This is a genomic window from Nitratireductor sp. CH_MIT9313-5 (assembly GCF_037029545.1).
Lineage (GTDB): Bacteria > Pseudomonadota > Alphaproteobacteria > Rhizobiales > Rhizobiaceae > Chelativorans.
In genome coordinates, this window is the sequence record NZ_JAYMER010000016.1 from 39,473 (window position 1) to 57,129 (window position 17,657).

The 17,657-nt window shown below is 63.2% G+C and carries 16 protein-coding genes and 3 pseudogenes; 15 read left to right on the top strand and 4 right to left on the bottom strand.

Annotation, left to right across the window (positions count from 1 at the left end; translation table 11 throughout):
- Nucleotides 1–14 precede the first annotated feature (14 nt).
- The 8 genes from WA367_RS12765 to WA367_RS12800 all read left to right on the top strand — a co-directional run bounded on the left by WA367_RS12765 (nt 15) and on the right by WA367_RS12800 (nt 9,133).
- Complete coding sequence (locus tag WA367_RS12765) at nt 15–1,697, top strand: CoA-transferase (protein WP_336057164.1); 1,683 nt, start codon at nt 15–17, stop codon at nt 1,695–1,697.
- Between the two features lie 28 nt (nt 1,698–1,725).
- Nucleotides 1,726–2,511 (top strand): enoyl-CoA hydratase-related protein, encoded by a 786-nt coding sequence (locus tag WA367_RS12770; protein WP_336057165.1) that lies wholly within the window; start codon nt 1,726–1,728, stop codon nt 2,509–2,511.
- The gene (locus WA367_RS12775) at nt 2,511–3,356 is read left to right on the top strand and encodes an SDR family NAD(P)-dependent oxidoreductase (RefSeq protein ID WP_336057166.1); all 846 of its coding nucleotides are present in this window, start codon (nt 2,511–2,513) and stop codon (nt 3,354–3,356) included. The genes WA367_RS12770 and WA367_RS12775 overlap by 1 nt, the downstream gene beginning before the upstream one ends.
- 54 nt (nt 3,357–3,410) lie before the next feature.
- Nucleotides 3,411–4,046 (top strand): TetR/AcrR family transcriptional regulator, encoded by a 636-nt coding sequence (locus WA367_RS12780; protein WP_336057167.1) that lies wholly within the window; start codon nt 3,411–3,413, stop codon nt 4,044–4,046.
- A gap of 143 nt (nt 4,047–4,189) precedes the next feature.
- The gene (locus WA367_RS12785) at nt 4,190–4,675 is read left to right on the top strand and encodes a PaaI family thioesterase (protein ID WP_336057168.1); all 486 of its coding nucleotides are present in this window, start codon (nt 4,190–4,192) and stop codon (nt 4,673–4,675) included.
- Complete coding sequence (locus WA367_RS12790) at nt 4,672–6,735, top strand: 3-hydroxyacyl-CoA dehydrogenase NAD-binding domain-containing protein (RefSeq protein WP_336057169.1); 2,064 nt, start codon at nt 4,672–4,674, stop codon at nt 6,733–6,735. The genes WA367_RS12785 and WA367_RS12790 overlap by 4 nt, the downstream gene beginning before the upstream one ends.
- Complete coding sequence (pcaF, locus tag WA367_RS12795) at nt 6,732–7,934, top strand: 3-oxoadipyl-CoA thiolase (protein ID WP_336057170.1); 1,203 nt, start codon at nt 6,732–6,734, stop codon at nt 7,932–7,934. The genes WA367_RS12790 and pcaF overlap by 4 nt, the downstream gene beginning before the upstream one ends.
- A gap of 11 nt (nt 7,935–7,945) precedes the next feature.
- Entirely contained in the window at nt 7,946–9,133 is a 1,188-nt protein-coding gene (locus WA367_RS12800) for an acyl-CoA dehydrogenase (RefSeq protein ID WP_336057171.1), read from the top strand.
- A gap of 132 nt (nt 9,134–9,265) precedes the next feature.
- Here WA367_RS12800 and WA367_RS18180 read toward each other — a convergent pair.
- Nucleotides 9,266–9,730, bottom strand: a pseudogene (locus WA367_RS18180) (IS66 family transposase); the annotation flags it as partial.
- A 45-nt stretch (nt 9,731–9,775) separates the two neighbouring features.
- Between WA367_RS18180 and WA367_RS12815 the strand changes: the two are divergent.
- The 3 genes and pseudogenes from WA367_RS12815 to WA367_RS12820 all read left to right on the top strand — a co-directional run.
- Nucleotides 9,776–10,147 (top strand): annotated as a pseudogene (locus WA367_RS12815) (IS5 family transposase); the annotation flags it as partial.
- Nucleotides 10,148–10,242: 95 nt separating this feature from the next.
- Nucleotides 10,243–10,767, top strand: a complete 525-nt coding sequence (locus WA367_RS18185) for a helix-turn-helix domain-containing protein (protein ID WP_442935578.1) — start codon at nt 10,243–10,245, stop codon at nt 10,765–10,767.
- A 4-nt stretch (nt 10,768–10,771) separates the two neighbouring features.
- The gene (locus tag WA367_RS12820) at nt 10,772–11,275 is read left to right on the top strand and encodes a transposase (protein ID WP_336057172.1); all 504 of its coding nucleotides are present in this window, start codon (nt 10,772–10,774) and stop codon (nt 11,273–11,275) included.
- A gap of 36 nt (nt 11,276–11,311) precedes the next feature.
- Here WA367_RS12820 and WA367_RS18190 read toward each other — a convergent pair whose 3' ends face one another.
- The 3 genes from WA367_RS18190 to tnpC form a co-directional block, all read right to left on the bottom strand.
- Complete coding sequence (locus WA367_RS18190) at nt 11,312–11,488, bottom strand: transposase (RefSeq protein WP_442935586.1); 177 nt, start codon at nt 11,486–11,488, stop codon at nt 11,312–11,314.
- A complete protein-coding gene (locus WA367_RS12830; RefSeq protein ID WP_442935579.1) occupies nt 11,410–12,261 on the bottom strand; it encodes an IS5 family transposase in 852 nt (283 codons plus the stop codon). Before WA367_RS12830 ends, WA367_RS18190 begins: the two co-directional genes overlap by 79 nt.
- Nucleotides 12,262–12,427: 166 nt before the next feature.
- Nucleotides 12,428–13,999, bottom strand: a complete 1,572-nt coding sequence (gene tnpC / locus WA367_RS12835; protein WP_442935580.1) for an IS66 family transposase — start codon at nt 13,997–13,999, stop codon at nt 12,428–12,430.
- Between the two features lie 114 nt (nt 14,000–14,113).
- Between tnpC and WA367_RS12840 the strand changes: the two are divergent.
- The 4 genes and pseudogenes from WA367_RS12840 to WA367_RS12855 form a co-directional block, all read left to right on the top strand.
- Nucleotides 14,114–14,351 (top strand): annotated as a pseudogene (locus tag WA367_RS12840) (IS481 family transposase); the annotation flags it as partial.
- Between the two features lie 560 nt (nt 14,352–14,911).
- Nucleotides 14,912–16,054 (top strand): ROK family transcriptional regulator, encoded by a 1,143-nt coding sequence (locus WA367_RS12845; protein WP_336057173.1) that lies wholly within the window; start codon nt 14,912–14,914, stop codon nt 16,052–16,054.
- 61 nt (nt 16,055–16,115) lie between these two features.
- Nucleotides 16,116–16,868 carry an ABC transporter permease gene (locus WA367_RS12850; RefSeq protein ID WP_336057385.1) on the top strand — a complete coding sequence of 251 codons (753 nt, stop codon included), beginning with the start codon at nt 16,116–16,118 and terminating at the stop codon, nt 16,866–16,868.
- A gap of 4 nt (nt 16,869–16,872) precedes the next feature.
- The gene (locus WA367_RS12855) at nt 16,873–17,649 is read left to right on the top strand and encodes an ABC transporter ATP-binding protein (protein ID WP_336057174.1); all 777 of its coding nucleotides are present in this window, start codon (nt 16,873–16,875) and stop codon (nt 17,647–17,649) included.
- Nucleotides 17,650–17,657: the final 8 nt, after the last annotated feature.

Below are 17,657 nucleotides of genomic sequence, written 5' to 3' on the forward strand. Positions count from 1 at the left end.
GCGGGGCTCGCAGCATGGCACGGCAGGACAAGACCACGACCCTGAAAGCCGCTATCTCGGCGCATGTGTGCGCGGGCGACACGCTCTGCTTCGGGTTCACTCACAACCGCAGCCATGCCGCGGTCTACGAGGTCGCGCGCCAGTTCCGCGACACCAGATCGTTGACACTCGTGGCGACGGGACTTCTGGAATATGCGTCTGTTCTGGTCTCTGCGGGCGTGGTCGCAAAGCTCGAAAGCGCGTTCGCCGGCAATACGTATCCGTCACCGTCCCCCTCGCGCGTGCTGCAAGACGCCTATTCCGCCCACCCCGAGAGCGATCCGGATTGGACCAACCTGACGATGACGCTCCGGTTGATGGCCGGGGCCATGGGCTGGCCCTTCGTGCCGGTCAACAGTCTGGCGGGGTCCGATCTCTGGCGGCCCGAGGGGCGGGCCTTCGTCAGGGACCCATTTGGTGGCAACGAACAGGCCGTCATTCCCGCACTGGTGCCGGACGTGGCGTTCCTGCATGCCCCGATTGCCGATACCGGGGGCAACGCCGTAATCCACGGCCCCGATGCCGAGGAAAGCTGGGCCGCCTTTGCTGCGCGCAAGGTGATCGTCACCGCCGAGCGCGTGGTCAGCCCGGACCAGTTGCGCGCGCTTGGTCCCCGGCAGGGTATTCCAGGCCACCTCGTCGCCGCCGTGGTCGAGGCACCCTTCGGTGCGCATCCACAGGGCCAGTTTGTCTGGACCGAAGAGGAGGGAGTCCCGTCCTATGCAGAGGACTATGATTTCCGCCAGAACCTTCGGAAACTGTCGCGCGATCCTGAGGCGCTGCGCGGCTGGATCGAAGACTGGGTCTTCAATGGTGATCATGCGTCCTATCTGTCCCGACTGGGAGCAGAGCGGCTGGAAAGCCTGCGAGAAGCCGCGATTTTGCCGGTCTCGGCCACGCCGCGCGATGCCGATGCGCCCGCCTCGGCCGAAGAACGCGCTGCGGTTCTGGCAATGCGCATGGCCGAGGCCCGTGCCGTCGACGGCCGTGCGGAAAGCTTCTTCGCCGGCATTGGCCTGTCACATCTGGCTGCCTGGGGCGCCGAACGCCTCTGCCGGGAACGCGGCCTCGACGTCGCGCTGATCGCCGAGACCGGCATGGTCGGCTTTCGCCCCGTGACCGGCGATCCCTATCTGTTCAACCGTCCGAACGCGGCATCGTCGCGTTTTCATGCCTCGTTCCTGAAGACGCTCGGCGTCCTGGCTGGGCCGCGGGCCAAGCGCTGCCTGTCGTTGCTCGCGGCCGGGCAGATCGACAGCAGGGGCTTCATCAACTCGTCCCGCACCGGCGATGGCCGACTGATCGTCGGCTCGGGTGGGGCGAACGACCTTGCCGGAGGGGCGTCCGAGGTCATGATCGTCATGCCGCTGAAACCCGGCCGCTATGTTGATCGGCTACCCTTTACCACGTCGCCGATCCGCACCCTGGCCGGGGTTGCGACCGATCTTGGCTGGCTGGAACGGGGCGAGGACGGCAGGCTCGAGGTTGCGGGCATCATGGCCACGCCCGATGCAGAGGCCGAGGCGCGCGCAGCCATTGATGCCGCCACCGGGGGCAAGCTGCGTTACCGCCCCGACCTGATCCGACACGCCCCCCCCATACCCGAGGAAATTGGGCTGCTGCGCGGGTTCGACCCGGCGCGTGTCATTCTCGGTTGAACACAAAATACGAAGGAGAGAACGACCCATGGACTACACCGACGTCCTTTACGAGGTGAGCGAGGGCATCGCCACGATCACCATCAACCGCGCCGACCGGCTGAACTGTTTCCGCGGCCGCACGATCGAAGAACTGATTCATGCCTTCAAGCGTGCCTGGGCGGACAAGGGCGCAGGGGCCGTGATCCTGACCGCCGCCGGGACCAAGGCCTTCTGCGTCGGCGGCGACCAGAAGGAAATGGCCGAAAAGGGAACCTACGGCACTTCGGAAAACGGGCTGTGGGAAATCGACGATCTGCACATGGTCATCCGCAATATTCCCAAGCCGGTGATCTGTGCGGTGAACGGCTATGCGATCGGTGGTGGCCATGTGATCCATGTCATCTGCGATGTCACGATCGCGGCCGATCACGCCAGGTTCGGACAGGCGGGCCCGCGCGTAGGCTCCTTCGATGCCGGCTGGGGCTCGGCCTATCTGGCCCGCACGGTGGGCGAAAAGCGCGCGCGCGAGATCTGGTTCTTCTGCCAGCAATACGACGCTCAGACCGCCCTGCAATGGGGCCTCGTCAACAAGGTGGTGCCGTCCGACAAGCTGATGGAAGAGGCGCGCGCAATGGCCGCGCAGGCGGTCGCGTTAAGTCCCACGGCGATCAAGTTTCTCAAGCATGCCTTCAACGCCGATAGCGCCCATATTTTCGGGCAGGTCAAAATGGCGGCGGACGGGCTGGCGAGCTTCGTCAACTCGGAAGAGGCTGCGGAAGGGCGCAACGCCTTCCTCGAAAAGCGCAAGCCCGACTTTGGTCGCTTCCGCTGATGACGGCGACCGCCAGCGATAGCCGACGCGTCGCGCTGGTCACGGGGGCGGGGGCGGGCATTGGCCTGGCCGCCGCGACCCGGCTCGCGGCCGATGGCTACCTTGTGGCTGTCAATGATCTCGACCCGGAAGCGGCGGATCGGACGGCCCGGCGCCTCGGTCCAGATCATGCGGCGGTTCCCGGCGATGTCGCATCGGAGCGACTGGCCGATGCGATGGTTGCCGATGTGGTTGCGCGCTGCGGGCGGCTGGACGTTCTGGTCAACAACGCCGGAAGCGGCGACGGCGCCGTGCCGGCACTGGATCAGACGGCCGAACGATTCCGCCACACCCTTTCGGTGCATGTGGAGGGCGGTTTCCTGATGTCCCGGGCGGCGGCCAGGGCGATGATCGCGCCGCACTCTGCCTCTCGAGGCGGCGCCATCATCAACCTGTCCTCGGTCGCCGGGCACGTCGCCACGCCGAACCGCATAGGCTATGCAGCGGCGAAGGGCGCGATAAACATGATGACCAAGGTGCTGGCCTGCGAATGGGCCACCTCGGGTATTCGCGTGAACGCGGTCGCGCCGGGTTACGTGCGCACGGATCTTGTCGACGGTCTGATCCGCAGCGGAAAGCTCGACGAGGAGGGTATCGTTTCACGCACACCGATGCGCCGCCTTGCTCGTCCGGATGAAATAGCTGACGTGATCGCTTTCCTCGCGGGGCCGCACGCGTCGTTCATGACCGGTACCGTAATTCCCGTTGACGGCGGTTACCTCGCGTTCGGGGCACCTTTCGAGACCGCCGAACTCGGGTCGGGATTCGACCAGGATGACAGCCTTGAAATGCGTCAAGGGAAGTAAGGGACAACCGAAATCGACAAGACAAATATCACATCACATGTAGAGAACCCCGAGTTGGTCGATCGTCGGCGCAAGCAGATCGTCGCAGCGGCGACCAAGCTGTTTTCCGATCAGGGCTTCTATCGCACCAAGATCAAGGAAATCGCCAAGCTGGCGGGCGTCAGTCCGGGCCTCGTCTACCTCTATGTCCGCGAGAAGGAAGATGTCCTTCTTCTGGTGCTTTTGCAGGTTCTGGAGGGCTACGCCCTCGAAATTCCGAAAGCAATCGAAGGGATAACCGATCCGCTCGAGCGCCTGATCCGCGCTGTAGATGCCTATTGCCGGGTCGTGGACCAGCACCGTTCTGCCACGGTGCTTGCCTATCGCTCCACAAAATCATTGTCGTCAGAGCGACAGCTTCTAATACAAGAGCGAGAGATCGAAACCAACTCGATCATCTCGGATGCGCTGAAAGCGTGTATCAGCCAGAAGTTGATCCGCCCCGTGAACGTCGATGTCCTGACCTATCAACTCGTGCTTATTGCGCATGGCTGGGCGCTGAAAAGCTGGTTTTACAAATCCCGGTTGACACTGGACGAATACATCAATCACAACGTCGACAATGTGCTCTCCGGGATATTGACCGAAGCGGGCCAGCGCAGCCGGGATGCTGCGTCAAGGGAAGGACAGGGGAATCGCATATGGCTCTGACACGTCGCCCCGAGGTGTTTCGACGTCCTTCGGGAGCAACGAACGCGACGACAACGCACATGTCGTTCGCTATATGTTCACGTCGAAGACCGCGCCAAGGTCAAATGCGATTGCCCTTAGGGAAGGATAGGAACTGCCGAAGGATGGAAAACCCCACCAATCACGACATCCTTGCCCGGCGTGTCGAAACGCTCCTGCGAGACGATACATTTTCCGCTGCCCTCAATATCAGGCTGCATGAATTGCAGCCCGGGTGTTCGCTCGTGTCCATGCCGGTATCGCCGCGGGCGATGAACTGTCATGGCAGTGCCCACGGCGGGGCCGTCTGGACGCTGGCCGACATGGCTTTCGGCGCGGCAGGCTACTACGATGGCCCCATCATAACGACGGAATCGAACCTGTCGTTTCTGCGGGCGACCCCCGGCGGAAGCCGACTTTTCGCACGCGCCAATCAGGTATCCCGTCGCGGCAAAAGTGGCGTATTTCACATCGTTATGGGCGCGAATCTCGACGACGAAGCGGAAATTTTCGCGATCGGCCAGTTTGCGGGACGCTGGACGGGATTGCCGCAAAGGCGACCGGCCGCCCATTCGCCTTTCGACTCAAGTCAGAGCGGAGCGCACGGATGAGCGCAAGAACCGAGATCTCCGGCGATGTTGCACTGATCACGATCGACAATCCGCCACTCGACACCATGAACATCACGCTGCGCAAGGATCTTGTAGCGGCCCTGGATGCGGTCGAGGCTGCGGCGGTGCAACGAGTTATCCTGACCGGATCGGGCGGAACCTTCGTTGCCGGCGCGGATGTGAAAGAGGGCGACGCGCCGCCCGATGTTCCAAGTATGCCTGAGATAATCGCGCGGATCGAAGGTTTTCCGGTGCCGGTCATCGCCGCGATCAACGGCGTGGCCCTGGGTGAGGGGCTGGAACTTGCGCTTGGCTGCCGCATGCGTATCGCCACGCCGGATGCCACGTTTGCATTTCCCGCGGTCTCGCTGGGCTTGGTGCCGGGCGCCGGGGGCACTCAGCGGCTTCCCCGCCTGATCGGGATCGGCCCGGCTCTGGAACTGATTGCGCAGGGGCGGACTATCGGCTCTGACGCCGCGATCAAACTCGGTCTTGTCGACGCCGTGGAGGCCGACCCGGTGGCCGCGGCCCGAACGATTGCGCCGTCGGCCCTGTCTGAATATCCGGCCGTTTCGGCGCGCCCGGCGCCTGCTGCCGACGATGATGCGGTCTCGAGCGCCGTTGCGACCGCTTCCAGAAAGCAGCGCGGACAAGTGGCCCCGGCGCGTGCCATCGCCCTTGTGGCCGACAGCGCCCGGCTTTCGATGGCCGAGGGGCTCGCGGCGGAGCGGGCGGCGTTCCTGGAACTGCGTGGATCGGAACAGAACCTGGCGCTTCAGCATGTCTTTTGCGCGGAACGCGCGGCCAATGCGCGCAGCAGGGGGCTCGGGGCTGCATCCGGACCCTTGGCGACGGCAGTGGTCGTGGGCGGCGGCACGATGGGTGCGGGCATTGCCTATGCCCTCGATACGATCGGCATCAGGGTAACGCTCGTCGAAGTGGATGACGCCGCCGCCGCACGCACGCGTGCCAATGTCATCCGGCTGTTCGATGACGCTGTGAAACGCGGCAAGGCGCGCGCGGCTTCGGCGGGCGAGGCCCGTATCCCGGTTGTTGTCGGCTATGATGGCCTGCCCGCGGCGGACATCGCCATCGAGGCGGTGTTCGAGGATCTGGCGGTCAAGCGGCAGGTCTTTGCCGCGCTCGATGCCGCCTTGCCGGAAACCACCATTCTCGCCACCAACACCTCTTATCTCGATCCAAACCGCCTCAACGAGGGCCTGCGCGCGCCGCAGCGGTTCGTCGGGCTGCATTTCTTCAGCCCGGCCCATGTGATGAAACTGGTCGAGGTGATCCGCGCCCGGGCCACCGCGCCCGAGACGCTGGCCCGCGTGCTGGAGTTGGCCACGCGGCTGGGCAAGCTGCCGGTGCTGGCCGGGGTTTGCGACGGGTTCATCGGCAACCGCATCCTGACCCGGTATCGGCAGGCCTGCGACGTGATGCTGATCGAGGGCGCCCTGCCCGATCAGGTGGACGCGGCGCTGCGCGAGTTTGGCATGGCAATGGGCCCCTATGAGGTGCAGGATCTGTCCGGCCTCGACATCGCCTATGCCAATCGCAAACGGCTGGGATGGCGCGACAATCCCGCGATCCGCTACATCCCGACCGCCGACCGCATCGTCGAGGAAACCGGGCGGCTTGGCCGCAAGACCGGCGCGGGCTGGTATGATTACGGGTCGTCCGGCCAGACCCCTTCGGCCCGGATCAACGCGCTTGTGGAGGCCGAAAGCGGCCGCGCGGGCATCACGCGCCGCAGTTTCGGGCCCGATGAGATCGTCGCGCGCGCCATGGCCGCGATGGCATCCGAGGGGCTGGCCATCCTGCAAGAGGGTATCGCCGACAGCCCCGCCGACATCGACCTTGTGCTGATCCATGGCTACGGCTTTCCGCGCTGGCGCGGCGGCCCGATGCATATGGCCGAACGCGCGGGCCTGGCCGCCCTTCTGGCCCGCCTTGAACGGCTTGCCGTCGAAGACCCGTTATCCTGGCCGATCCCCGAAATCCTGCGCCGCGCCGTCACCGAAGGGCGCAGCCTGACCGAACTTGCGAGGACCGAATGACCGACGCGTTCATCTGCGATTACATCCGCACCCCGATCGGCCGCTATGGCGGCGCGCTGGCACCGCTGCGCACCGATGATCTGGCCGCCATTCCGCTGGCCGCCCTGCTGTCGCGCAACCCTGGGCTTGCCCCGTCTGCCGTCGAAGAGGTCTGGATGGGTTGTGCCAATCAGGCGGGCGAGGACAACCGCAATGTCGCCCGCATGGCCCTGTTGCTGGCCGGCCTGCCCGAAACGGTGCCGGGCGTCACCGTCAACCGGCTGTGTGGCTCGGGGCTCGAAGCCGTGGCGGCGGCGGCCCGCGCGGTGCAGGCCGGCGACATCGAACTGGCCATCGCGGCGGGCGTCGAAAGCATGACGCGGGCGCCTTTCGTGATGCCGAAATCGGCCAATGCCTGGGGCCGCGCGGCCGAGATCCATGACACGACCATCGGCTGGCGCTTCGTCAACCCGAAGATGAAGGCCGCCTACGGCACCGACAGCATGCCCGAGACGGCGCAGAACCTTGCCGACGAACATGCCATCTCGCGCGAGGATCAGGATGCGTTCGCGCTCCGCTCGCAAGGGCGGACGGTGGCGGCGCAGGCGAACGGGCGGCTTGCGGCCGAGATCGTCTCGCTGAGCGTGCCGCTCGGGCGCGGCAAGACCGCCGAAGTCAGCGTCGATGAACATCCGCGCGCAACCTCGCTGGAAGATCTCGCGCGGCTCAAGCCGATCACCCGGCCCGATGGCTCGATCACGGCGGGCAATGCCTCGGGCGTCAACGACGGGGCCGCGGCGCTGATCGTGGCGTCCGAGGCGGCGGCGCGGCGCCACGGGCTGACCCCGCTTGCGCGTATCGGAGGGGCGGCATCGGCGGGGGTCGCGCCGCGGGTCATGGGCTACGGGCCGGTGCCCGCGGTGCGCAAACTGCTGGCCCGCGCTGGAATCGAGCTTGACGCGCTCGGCGTGATCGAGCTGAACGAGGCCTTTGCCGCGCAGGCGCTGGCCGTGACCCGCGCGCTGGGGCTTGCCGATGACGACGCGCGGATCAACCCCAATGGCGGGGCGATCTCCCTTGGTCATCCGCTGGGCATGTCAGGGGCGCGGATCGCCGGAACGGCTGCGCTGGAGTTGGCGCGCGGCACCGCGCGTTATGCGCTGGCCACGATGTGTGTCGGCGTCGGGCAGGGCGCGGCGCTGCTTCTGGAACGGGTCTGAAAGGTAGGCACATGACGGACACGAAAGCATTCACCTGGAACGATCCGTTCCTGATGAACGACCAGTTGACCGAGGAAGAGCGGATGATCCGCGACAGCACCTTTGCCTATGCGCAGGAAAAGCTGCAACCGCGCGTCGAGAACGCCTTCCTTGCCGAGGAAACCGACCCCGAGATTTTCCGCGAGATGGGCGAACTCGGGCTGCTTGGCGTGACGGTGCCTGAAGAATATGGCGGGATCGGCGCGGGCTATGTGAGCTATGGCCTCGCCGCCCGTGAGGTGGAGCGTGTTGACAGTGGCTATCGCTCGATGATGTCGGTGCAGTCGAGCCTCGTGATGTATCCGATTTTCGCCTACGGCTCCGAGGAACAGCGCAGGAAATACCTGCCCAAGCTCGCGCGCGGCGAGTATATCGGCTGTTTCGGCCTCACCGAACCCGATGCCGGGTCCGACCCCGGTTCGATGAAGACCCGTGCCGAGAAGATCGACGGTGGCTACAGGCTGACAGGCACCAAGATGTGGATCTCGAACAGCCCGATCGCGGATGTCTTTGTCGTCTGGGCAAAGTCCGACGCCCATGGTGGCAGGATTCGAGGCTTCGTGCTCGAGAAGGGAATGAAGGGCCTGTCTGCGCCGAAGATCGGCAAGAAGGTCAGCTTGCGGACATCGATCACGGGTGAAATCGTGATGGAAGGTGTCGAGGTCGGTGAAGAGGCCTTGCTGCCCGATGTCGAGGGCCTGTCCGGTCCGTTCGGCTGCCTGAATCGTGCGCGCTATGGCATTGCATGGGGCGTCATGGGAGCTGCCGAGGCCTGCTGGCACGCCGCCCGCAGCTACGGGCTCGATCGCAAGCAGTTCGGCAGGCCGCTGGCGCAGACGCAGCTTTATCAGAAGAAGCTGGCCGATATGCTGACCGAGATTTCGCTCGGGCTTCAGGCCTGCTTGCGGGTCGGACGGCTGTTCGAAGAGGGGCGCATGGCACCCGAGATGATCTCGGTCATCAAGCGCAACAACTGCGGCAAGGCGCTGGACATCGCCCGACACGCCCGCGACATGCACGGAGGCAACGGCATCTCGGCCGAGTTCGGTGTGATCCGCCACATGGTGAATCTTGAGACGGTCAATACCTATGAAGGCACGCACGACGTGCATGCCCTGATCATCGGTCGGGCCCAGACAGGTCTGCAGGCCTTCTTCTAGTGTTCCCCACCTGACGAAGGATTCCCCTTTTTTGATCAGGTGTGTCACTGTCTGGCTATGAGACGCGATGACATTTGTTTGTATTTGAACCCCGCTGACCGTGCGGAACTTCGTAAGCGCTACGGCGCTACCCTATGCGATGAGGCTTGACGGCGGCGCGTAACACCACGGCATCAGGTCTTCGATGCCGCTTTGCGGGTGGCCGTCGAGGATGGCGCGGAGGGTGGCGTCGAGGTAGTCGACCGGGTTGACGCCGGACATCTTGCAGGTGGCGACCAGCGAGGCGGGCGTGGCTCAGTTTTCGGCGCCGACCTCATTGCCCGCGAAGAGCGCGTTCTTCCGCGTCAGGGCAATCGGTCTGATCTGATTTTCGACCGGATTGGTGTCCCGCTCGAGGCTGCCATCGTCGAGGAAGCGGATCAGGCCGGGCCAGTGCGCGAGGGTGTAGCGGATGTCCTCGGCCAGCTGGGATTTCTGCGGAATGCGCGAGATCTGGGCCTCGAGCCAGGGCGTGAGTGCGGCGATGATCGGGGCTGCGTGTTCGCGCCGGGCGGCCAACCGCACGTCCGCATCCCTCCCGCGCACGGATTTCTCGACCTGAGAGCAGTTACCACGTCAGAGCACAAAATTCAGGATAGTCCCGCTGTTACCGACGAGAACGGGCGACCCATCCGGTTCTTCATGACCGCCGGGCCAGTCAGTGACCATACCGGAGCCGCAGCCCTGCCGGGTGGCTTGCCAGCGGCAACATGGTTGCTGGCAGACCGGGGTCATGACGCCGACTGGCTCAGAAAATAATTGCCAAACAAGGGGATAACACCGTGCATCCCTGGCCGGAAGTCGCGCGCGACGCCCGTCAAATACGACACGCGCCGATACAAACGCCGCAACAGGATCGAGATCATGTTCGGGAGGCTCAAGGACTGGCGCAGGGTCGCCACGCGCTACGACAGATGCCCGAAGGTCTTCCTCTCCGCTGTCGACCTAGCCGCAACCGTCCTCTTCTGGCTTTGATCATCAATGAGTCTGGAGCCTAAGCAGGTTCGCGCGGGCTGGCCAATGGATTACGGTTGTGATTCAGTTTTCGCCTGGTTTGGCGGAGGCTTGTCATGGCTGGAAGATCCCCTGTAACGGCGACTGAAGATCAGAAGACAGCGTTGAAGGCTTTGGCGCAGGGCGCGGATCGAGCCGAGGCGGATCGTGCGCGTGCGCTGCTTCTGACGCTGGACGGCTGGACGAGCGCGCGGATCGCGCAAGCCTTCGGGGTGCGCGAGGATACGGTTCGGTTATGGCGCAGCGATCTTGTTCGGGGCGGGGTCGATGCCCTGAGGGCGCGCATCGCGCCTGGGCCTGTGCCACTGAAGGCCCAAGGCCGCTCTCAGGGGCGCCGCTCCGCTCCTGTCGGCACCGGTGGAGGATCGCCGAAACCGGACGTTGGCACGCCTCGCAGGCGAGATTGCGCGATCCGAAGGCCTCAGCATTTCACGCTCGCAGCTCTCAAAGGTGCTGCGCAAAAAGGGGGGTTCAGCTTCCGGCGGCCCCGGCACAGGCTGAAAGGCCGTCAATGCGCGGACGAGGTCGGGTCGTGTCGGCCTGAGGCTTGCCCTGCGCAAGGCGCAGGCCGCAACCGGTGACATCGTGCTGCTGTTTGCCGACGAAAGCGAGGCGCTGACCCATCCCCATCTCGCCAGCGCCTGTCTCGCCCGAGCCTGGGCCAAACGCGGCGCAGACCTGCGCGTAGAGGCACCCGGTCAGGCCAAAAAGGTCGCGATGATGGGCGCGCTCGACTGGCGCGACCGCCGGCTGATCGTCGCCACCGCCAGAACCAGGCGCAGCGCCGACTTCGCAGCCTTTCTGGAAGAACCCGATCATCGCCATGGCCCAAGACCCGGGCCCAAACCCGGCCAATGCCAAAGGCCCGTCGTCATCGTGCCGGGCAACGGACCGATCCATACCAGCAAGGCGACCAAGGCCGCGCTCGCGGCGCGCGCCCATTGGTTGAGTGTCAAGTGGCTGCCCGAATACGCACCTGAAGGAGCGCCTGATCAACGCGTTCGGCTGCGCCGAGATGGTGGCCTGAGCGCCATGGCAGGGGGCCAATCAGTTTTTTCACCCGAATTGCTCCGTTTCAGGCCCGCCTGAGCGGCGGTTTGGCGGTTGTCGGGCAGACTCTCGTCCTCATGCCATCAGCCTCCGTCGCACCAAGAAGAGGTTGCCGAGCGCGAACAGGGTGAAGAGCTGGGCGCGGTTTTTGGCAAGTCCCCGGTAGCGGGTCTTCACAAGGCCGAACTGGCGTTTGATGACGCGGAAGGGGTGCTCGACCTTGGCGCGGACCATGGCGATGACACGGTTGATCTGCGCATCGACGGGATGCAGTTCGCCGCCCTTTGGCGCCTTGCGCATGACCCCCCAGACCTTGCCCGGCGCCTTAGATCGTAAGACTGGGTGTCTCTTGACACCTTGAACGCCGCCTCGCGTTCGGCGCTGACATAGCCCTTGTCGGCCCAGACCGACGTCTCCTCGCCGTGCAGCAGTTCGTCCCATACCTGACTGTCGTGAAGCTTGGCGGTCGAGGTCTCGAGGCTGTGGGTCACGCCGCTGTCGGCATCCACGCCGATGTGCGCCTTCATGCCGAAATACCAGTCGTTGCCCTTTTTCGTGGATGACATCTCGGGGGCGCGCGCCTTGGCCTTGTTCTTGGTCGAGGACGGCGCGTCGATGATCGTCGCATCCACCAGGGTGCCCGAGCGCAGGGTGATGCCCTTGTCGGACAGATGCGCATTCACGTCCGCAAAGATCGCTTGCGTCAGCCCGTGCCGCTCCAGCAGATGGCGGAAGTTGAGGATGGTGGTCTCGTCAGGGATCCGGTCATCGCCCAACTCGATGCCGGCAAAGCGGCGCATTGCTTCGCTGTCATACAGCGTCTCTTCTGCCATCGGGTCGCTCAGCGCATACCAGTTCTGCAGAAAATACACCCGCAGCATCATCTCCAGAGGCATCGGTGGGCGGCCGCCCTTTGGCCCGGCCTTGGGATAGTGCGGCACGATCAGCGCAATCAGCCGACCCCAGGGAACCACCGCATCCATCTCAGCCAAGAACAGTTCCCGCCGCGTCTGCTTCTTCTTCATCGCGTCGCGAAGACCGGGAAAGGCGGGCTGTTTCGGCATCTGGTGGGGCTCCTTGAAAGGATGCCTAAGTCTACCAGATCAGGCGAAAATCGGGAGGTTTTTCAGACGTTCCTGAACTCAACGACATCGAAACCATCGTAAGCGCAAGCTGGACGGCACTTCGGTTTCAGCTTGACAGCTTGAAGTTCCACGGCATCAGGTCGTCGATGCGGCTTTGCGGATGACCGCGTGCGATGGCTTCGAGCGTGGCCGTGAGATAGGCGAAGGGTTCGATACCGTTGATCTTCGCGGTCTCGATCAACGAGGCGATCCGGCCCCATGCCTTGCCGCCCTCGTCGTGCCCGGCGAAGAGCGCGTTTTTTCTGTTCAACGCAATCGGGCGGATCAGATTCTCGACATTGTTGGAGTCGATCTCGACGCGGCCATCATGCAGGAAGGTCTGCAGCCCGTCCCATTGGTTATGAATGTAGGAGAGCTTCTCGCCCAGCCTTGATTTCGCCGAGACGCGCAGGCGCTGCTGCTGCAGCCAGTCGCCGAACGCGGCGACCAGGGGCGCGGTTCGCACCTGCCGGGCGGAGAGCCGGTGTCCAGCGTCGATGCCACGAATGTCGGCTTCAACGGCATAGAACTCGGCAATGCGGCGCAGCCCCTCGGCGGCGATTTCAGAGCTGTCGCGGTCAAAGACCTCTTTCAGCTTGCGCCTTGCATGGGCCCAGCAATGGGCCACGCGAATAGGCGCGCCGCCCTTTCGCGAGGGTTTGGTCAGGCGGTTGTAACCCTGGTAGCCGTCGAGCTGCAGGATTCCGTCAAAGCCGGTGAGGAAGCGCTCGGCATTTTCACCGCCGCGTCCGGGGGCGTAAAAATAGACCACCCCCGGCGGATCGTCACCGCCCCATCTGCGGTCGTCGCGGGCCAATGCCCAGAGATACCCGGTCTTGGTGCGGCCGCGCCCCGGATCGAGCACCGGCGCCGTGGTCTCGTCCATGAACAGCTTGGTGGACGTCTTCAGATGCTCGGCCAGCCGATCCACCACGGGCCTGAGGTGGAACGCGGCAACACCGACCCAATCCGCCAGCGTGCCGCGATGGATATTGATACCCGAGCGGGCGAGGATCTGGCTTTGCCGATATAGCGGAAGATGGTCGGCGTATTTGCTGACCAGCACATGGGCGATGGCACCCTCGGTCGGCAGGCCGCCCTCGATCAGATACGGGACCGCCGGTGCCTGGGTGACGCCATCGGTGCAGGCGCGGCAGGCATATTTCGGGCGCACGGTGACGATCACGCGCAGCTGCGCCGGCACGATGTCCAGCCGCTCGGCGCGATCCTCGCCGATCTTGTGCATCTGCCCGCAGCCACAGGGGCATTCCAGGCTGTCGGGCTCAACGATCTGCTCGATGCGCGGCAGGTTTTCAGGCAGGTTGCCGCGATTGCGTTTGGCGACCCGTTTGCGCTTGGGCTTATCGGTGTTGGGCGTTTGCTGGCGCTTTTGTTCCTCGGTCTCGGAGACGGCAATGGTGAGGTCCTCGAACGCCAGCTGCCGCTCATCTTCGCTCAGCTTCTCGGACTTCTTGCCATGCACCACATGGTTCAGCTCCGCCACCAGATACTCAAGGCGTTTGTTGATCTCTTCAAGCTCAGCCACACGCGCGGCTGTCGCCTGCAAGGCCTCGAATGCCGCGCGGTAATCGGGCGGCAAAACGGAGAGGTCGAGGTCTTTGGCAGCAGCGGTAGTCATGCTCCCAATATACCCTGAAGCGCCTGTAAATGCGCGCCTTTTCGATGCCCTGATTCATTCTGCCGCAGCTGGCCTGCGCGCCTCCAGCGCCCTGACCTTGCGCCAGTCGAGCCCGTCAAACAGCGCCCGATCCCAAAAAAGCCAGCCAACAAGACGGCACCGGAGATCGAGAAGAAGGTGCTGCACCTGCGGCGGACCTACCATCTGGGGCCGGTGCGGATCGTCTGGTACCTTCAAGCGCTATCCCGACATCTGGATATCGGATGCCAACGTCTATCGCATTCTGCGACGCAATGGGCTGAACCAGTTGCCGCGCGGCACACGGATGCGAAAGATCCACACAAAGCGCTATAGCATAGACCGCGCCAAGCTCCCCGCGGCTTCCACCTTGCGAGGTTTTCCAACGCGGGCCAAGATCCCGCTCACACGCACATCCGCGCCATGGCCCGCATCGAAAAACCTTCATCATACCTCCCAAATACTGCACTATTCGCGAATAGCTGTTTGGTGCCAGAAAGCCGACCTTGGTCCTTGTGAGGACGCCTAAAGGAGGCATTGAGCACCTCACCCTACTGCTTCGTTTGAAGCGTGCGCGGCCACTAAAGCTGCAACTACCGATATAGAAAGCTGATGGACGGTTCTTAAGTGTTTGAGTCGGTCATCAATAGTTCTTCATCAGTAGGACTTGTCGGCACTCGACCAAAGCAGCGGAATTGACCAGCTTTTCGTCGCCATTCTGGCCTAGATAGACCGCTTCAGCAGTCCCCTAAATGCATGCATTAAGGAGTTTTCTCGAGAGAGACCGCCTTTCGACACCTGCACGGTAATCCGGAAAAATCATTTCTCTTGACAGCTCGTCACAACCGCACCCATAATTTTACTCACCGAGTAAATAAAAGAGTCGATCATTTGATGAGCGTCGGTATCGGCAGAATTCTAACGCACCTGCGCGACTTCGGCCCGACATCCCGGGCCAATCTTGCACGAGAGACGGGACTTTCGTCTGCTGGCGTCACCAAGATTTGTGCCAGTCTCGACGAGGCTGGACTGCTGCGAGAGAGCGCGAGCAAGGAAACGGCGCTTGGTCGTCCCGCCACGGAAGTGTCTATTCACCCTCAGGGTGGCTATGTGCTCGCCATCCATCTCAGCCCGGTCCGAGCACATGTTGCTGTCTGCAATCTTGCGATGCAGGTGCTGTCCGAAGACACTGTCGACTACGGCGCATCTGCTTCGGAGACTGACGTCGTGGAAAGAGCTGTCGCCGTTGCCCGCGGCGTGGTCACGGCCGCCCGTATCCCCTTTGACCAATTGCTTGGGGTTGGCGTGGGTGTTCCCGGCAGCGTTGACGAAGAGGGCCGGATCAACACGCATTCCGTTCTGGCGGGTTGGCGCAATGTGCCATTCGCCAAGATGTTTGAAGCCGCTTTGGGTCTGCCTGCCATCCTGTCTCACAATGCAACGGCAATCGCCATAGCAGAGGCCCGGTATGGCGCGTGGAAAGGCAGCGAAAGCCTGCTTTATCTTCTGCTGGGGAAGGGGATCGGCGGCGGCTATGTCAAAACCGGCGCTCACGAGCGGACGTCGATCGTGGAAATTGGTCATGTTGTGGTCGACCCCAACGGGCCACTGTGCAGGTGCAGCGGCACGGGGTGTCTTGAGCGGTACTTTTCCGAAGCGCCCCTCAGGCAGATGGTCGGACGGGATGACATTCCCTCATCGCAACTGATTTCCACTGCCATGCAGGTCGAAGGCTGGTCCGAGATATACGAGTACTTCGTGCAGGCCTTGGCCACGACCGTCACCTTGCTCGGTCCGGAGACGATCGTGTTGGGCGGGGATTTTCTGACAGCGCCGGATCACTTCGTCGCCGAATTGCGCAAGGATCTGCCTCCGCGTGTCATGCCTCAGCAACGGGCGAACCTTGCCATTGAACGGGCGAGCCTCGCCACGCCCTCGGGCGTTCAGGGGGCTGCCTGTATTGCCCTTGATACGTTCTTCTTTTCCAGCGGCCCGGCCCATCTTGGCCGCTCATCAAACCACGCAAATCGCGCCTAACCTGTAAGGATATCTTGTGACTGCTGTCGCCGACACTTCTGCGCCCGACAAGGCACGCAAGCTGAACCGCTCATTCGGGGCGCTTTTTGGGGGCGCGCTCTCTTTTGCGGGGGGCATTGGTCTATGGTGGCTTGCCACCCTTGGCGGGCTCTCTGAGCTGCCGAGCCCTTGGTCGGTCCTGTCCCGCACCATAGAGTTGGCCGTCGACGGGCAGCTCTGGGTGGATATTCTTGCGTCGCTCCAACGGGTTCTGATCGGTTTTGCGATCGGCGCGGTGCTGGCTGTTCCGGTGGGCTTCCTGATGGGCTGGTACCGGATTGCGCGGGTCATCATCGATCCTTGGATCCAGTTCTTTCGCGTCATTCCGCCGCTGGCCATCATCCCGCTGGCCATCGTGATGATGGGGATTGATGAAACCCCCAAGATTTTCGTGATCTTTCTTGCGGCATTCTTGTCCGCTGTCGTGTCGACCTATCAGGGCGTGGTCAGTGTTGATCGCACCTACATCAACGCGGCGCGCGTTCTGGGGGCCAGTGACAGCACGATTTTCCGCAAGGTGATCATCCCGGCATCGACGCCGTTCATCCTTGTCGGCTTCCGCATCGGGCTGGGCTCGGCCTGGGCCACGGTTGTCGCAGCTGAACTGATCGCTGCGCAATCCGGCCTTGGGTTCCGGATGCAGCAGGCACAGCTTTACTATGATCTGCCCACGATTTTCGTCAGCCTCGTGATGATCGGCATCCTTGGGCTTCTCATGGATAAGGTCGTTGTCTTCGCAGAAGAACGGCTGACCCACTGGCAGGAAAGGGTCTGACACCATGACCGCCCCGAAAATCTCGTTCAAGAACACTCGCAAGGTCTTCGGCACCGATGCCGATGCGTTCGTCGCGATCGGAGACCTCACCCTCGACATCGCGGACGGTGAGATTGTCACAGTGGTCGGACCCTCTGGCTGCGGCAAATCCACCGCCATGAACATGGTCGCAGGCCTTATTTCCTATTCGGCGGGCGAGGTTCTGGTGGATGGCACGCCCGTAACGGGCCCGGGCCCGGACCGCGGTGTCATCTTTCAGCAATATGCGCTGTTCCCTTGGATGACCGTGCGCGAAAACGTGGAATTCGGGCTGAAAATTCAGGGTCAGAACGCACAAGAACGGCACGAGACCGCCATGCATTATCTGAGTCTTGTGGGGCTTGCGGATTTTGCAGATGCCTATCCCAAGACCTTGTCAGGTGGCATGAAGCAGCGCTGCGCCATCGCGCGCGCCTATGCGGTCAATCCGTCCGTCCTGCTGATGGATGAGCCCTTCGGCGCGTTGGACGCGCTGACCCGCGTCAGACTTCAGGACCAGCTCTTGGACACGTGGTCCAAGGACAAGCGGACGGTGATGTTCATCACCCATGACGTGGACGAAGCCGTCTATATCGCGCACCGCGTGATCGTCCTCGCGGCCAATCCGGGCCGTCTGCAAGAAATCATCGACGTGAACCTGCCGTTCCCACGGACCGAAGAAATCCGTCTGTCTCCGGAGTTCACCGAGATCAGAAATCGCGTCTGGCGGGCGGTCTATCACCGTCCCGAACGGGCTGCGTGAGCCATCAC